Source organism: Streptomyces atroolivaceus (assembly GCF_000717025.1).
Taxonomy (GTDB): domain Bacteria; phylum Actinomycetota; class Actinomycetes; order Streptomycetales; family Streptomycetaceae; genus Streptomyces; species Streptomyces atroolivaceus.
In genome coordinates this window covers 1-3,709 of the sequence record NZ_JNXG01000045.1, presented here as the reverse complement: position 1 = coordinate 3,709, position 3,709 = coordinate 1, and the positions used below count along the sequence as shown (strand labels likewise).

General features: G+C 72.4%; 2 pseudogenes. Both read left to right on the top strand.

Annotated features, from left to right (window positions below):
* A pseudogene (locus OO67_RS41025) lies at window positions 1-1,284 on the top strand (polyketide synthase dehydratase domain-containing protein); the annotation flags it as partial.
* A gap of 327 nt (window positions 1,285-1,611) precedes the next feature.
* A pseudogene (locus tag OO67_RS40590) lies at window positions 1,612-3,709 on the top strand (type I polyketide synthase); the annotation flags it as partial.

Here is a 3,709-nt window from a genome sequence, read left to right as displayed (position 1 = left end):
GTGGGTGAGGGGGTGGTTGATGCGGGGTACTGGTATCGCAATCTGCGGCAGCCGGTGCTCTTCGCCGACGCGATCGGCACCCTCGTCCGCGAAGGGTTCGACACCTTCGTGGAGTCGAGCGCCCACCCCGTCCTCACACCGGGCATCAACGACATGCTCGACGCGGCCCGGCTCGACGGCACCGTCGTCGGGACGTTGCGCCGCGACGACGGAGGTCTCGACCGGTTCCTGCGCTCCGCGGGAGAACTCTGGTCCTACGGCGTGGACGTCGACTGGACCCCCGCCCTGACCGAGGGGGCGCGCCACACGGACCTGCCCACGTACGCGTTCCAGCGACAGCGTTACTGGCTGGACAGCGCCGAGGCACTCGGCGGCGCGGGCGACGTGTCCGCCGCCGGGCTGATCGCCACCGGGCATCCGCTGCTCGGCGCCGCCGTCGAGCACGCGGCCGGGCAGGGCGTCACCTTCTCCGGACGCCTCAGCCTCGGCCGTGACGCCTGGCTCGGCGATCACAGCGTCGAAGGCCGGACGATCTTCCCCGGCACCGGATTCGTCGAGATGGCGATCCGTGCCGGCGACCAGACCGGCCACTCACACCTCGAAGAGCTCACCCTCGCCGCCCCCCTCGTACTGCCCGAGGACGGTGCGGTCGAGATCCAGGTTCTCGTCGAGGGCGTGACGGACGCCACGGGCACCGGGGCCGAGACGGACGACACCCGGGCCGGGGACGCCGGAGCCGGGCACCCCGACGAACGCCGGCGGTGCGCGATCTACTCGCGGCCGGAGAACGCCCCTGCGGGCGACCCCTGGACCCGGCACGCCACCGGGACCCTCAGCGCCACGCGTTCCCACCCGCGCTTCGACCTCTCCCAGTGGCCGCCGTCCGGCGCCGAACCCATCGCGCTGGACGGTGCGTACGAACGTCTCGCCGCGTCGGGGCTCGTCTACGGGCCCGCGTTCCAGGGGCTGCGTGCCGCCTGGCGACTGGGTTCCGAGGTGTACGCGGAGATCGAGATCGCTGACGAAGTCCGCGAGCGCGCACCTCAGTTCGGCATCCACCCCGCGCTGCTCGACGCGGCCCTGCACGCGATAGGGGTGGACACCCCGCACGACCGGGCCGAGCTGCCGTTCGCCTGGGAACACGTCGAGCTGTCGGCGACCGGCGCCACCGCCCTCCGGGTACGGGTCAGGCCCGGCCCGCGCGGCACCGTCGCCCTGGACCTGGCCGACACCACCGGCAGCCCCGTCGCGTCGGTCGGGTCGCTCGCCGTGCGTCCCGTCACCGCCGAGCAGCTCGCCGCGGCGGCGCGGACCACCCGTGAGGGCGCGCTCTACGGCGTGGACTGGGACTCCGTAACGCTCGACGAGCCGGAGGCCGGCACGGAACAGACCGCACCGCGCTGGGTCGTACTCGCCCCGGACGGGGGCGCTCCGGCCGCGTACGGCCTGACGCTTCCGACCGCCGGGACCGCCTCGTCCCTCGACGACATCGCCGAAGCCGACGTCGTCGTCCTCCGGAGCGGCACGGGCAGCGACCCCGAGGCCGTACGCGAGGCGACGGCGCACACCCTGCGCACGATGCAGGCCTGGCTCACCGCCGACCGGTTCGCGGATGCCACCCTGCTCGTGCTCACCCACGGCGCCACCGACGGGTCCAGCCTGGCGGCAGCCGCCGTACGCGGCCTCGTCCGTACCGCACAGCTGGAGAACCCGGGCAGCTTCCTCCTCGTCGACCTCGACGGACACGAGGACTCGGCCCGCCTCCTCCCGTATGTCGCCACGCTCGGCCGGCCCGAGGTGGCGCTGCGCGCGGGTGCCGTGCAGGTGCCCCGGCTGGTGCGGAGAGCCGAGCCGCCGGCCGGAGCCGAACAGGCCGGGGAGATGTGGGACGCCGACGGCACCGTGGTGATCACCGGCGCGAGCGGGACCCTCGCGGGTGCCCTGGCCCACCACCTCGTCGACCACTGCGGCGTGCGCCACCTGCTGCTCCTCAGCCGCAGCGGCTCCGGAATCGACGGCCTCGAAGAGGCGGGCGCGACGGTGACCGCGGTGCCGTGCGACGTCGCCGACCGTACGGACCTCGCGCGCGCCCTGGCCGACGTCCCCGCCGCGCACCCCGTCCACGCCGTCATCCACGCGGCGGGCGTACTCGCCGACGGCACGACCGGGACACTCACCGCCGAGCAGATCGACGCCGTGATGCGCCCGAAGGCCGAAGCGGCCTGGCACCTGCACGAGCTGACCGAGGAGATGGGCCTCCGCCACTTCGTGCTGTTCTCGTCGATCGCCGGGATCACGGGCAGCCAGGGACAGGCCAACTACGGCGCGGCCAACGCACACCTCGACGCGCTCGCCGCGTACCGTCGCGCCCGCGGGCTGCCCGCGCAGTCACTGGCCTGGGGCTTCTGGGCCCAGGCCAGCGGAATGACGGGCCACCTCGACGACGCCGACCGTGCGCGCATCAGCAGCAGCGGCATCGCTCCGCTCTCCACCGAGGAAGGGCTGCGTCTCTTCGACGCGGCACTCGTGCAGGGTGACCCCGTGGTCGCCCCGATGCGGGTCGACATGGCGGGACTGCGGGCGCAGGGCGCCGAGTTGGCGGAGATCTTCCACGGGCTCGTGCCGGCCCGCCGCCGCGGTGCCACGATCACCGCCACCACGGAGGACGCGGTCGGAGACAGCTCCCTGCGGGGTGAACTCGCCGGCCTTTCCGAGGCGGAACGGGCTGAACGACTGCTCACCATGATCCGCACCCAGGCAGCCTCGGTACTCGGCCACGGCAGTGCGGAGGCCGTCGAGGCGAACCGCGCGTTCCGCGAGTTCGGGTTCGACTCCCTGACCGCCGTCGAACTGCGTAACCGGCTCAACTCCGCCACGGGTCTCCGGCTCCCCGCGACCCTCGTCTTCGACTACCCGACACCGAAGGTCCTCGCCGACCACCTGAACGACGAACTGCTCGGCGCGAGCGCGCCCTCGGGTGTCGTGGTGGGTGCGGTGGACCCTGAGCCCGGGGTGGCGGGGAAGTCGTATGTGCGTGAGGGCGGGTTCCTTGCGGATGTGGCTGGTTTTGATGCGGAGTTGATCCGCAGCAGCGGTTGTTGCTGGAGCTGTCGTGGGAGGCGTTCGAGCGGGCGGGTGTGGATCCGGCGTCGCTGCGTGGGAGCAGTACGGGTGTCTTCACCGGTCTGATGCACCATGACTACGCGGCCAGCTCCAGCGGGGGCAGCCTGGTCTCGGGGCGCATCTCCTACACGCTGGGTCTGGAAGGTCCTGCGATCACGGTCGACACTGCGTGCTCGTCGTCGTTGGTGGCGATGCACCGTCGTCGTTGGTGGCGATGCACTGGGCTGCGCAGTCGTTGCGTTCGGGGGAGTGCTCGCTGGCGCTGGCCGGCGGAGTGACGGTGATGACCACCCCGGGCACCTTCGTGGAGTTCGCCCGCCAGAACGGACTGGCTTCCGACGGGCGCTGCAAGGCGTTCGCCGAGGGCGCTGACGGCACGGGTTGGTCCGAAGGCGTGGGCCTGCTGGTGATGGAGCGGTTGTCGGATGCGCGCCGTAACGGGCACCGCGTCCTGGCGGTGATGCGTGGTTCTGCGGTGAATCAGGATGGTGCGTCGAATGGGTTGACGGCTCCGAATGGTCCGTCGCAGCAGCGGGTGGTGCGTGCGGCGTTGGCGAGTGCGGGGTTGGGGCCGGTGGATGTGGAT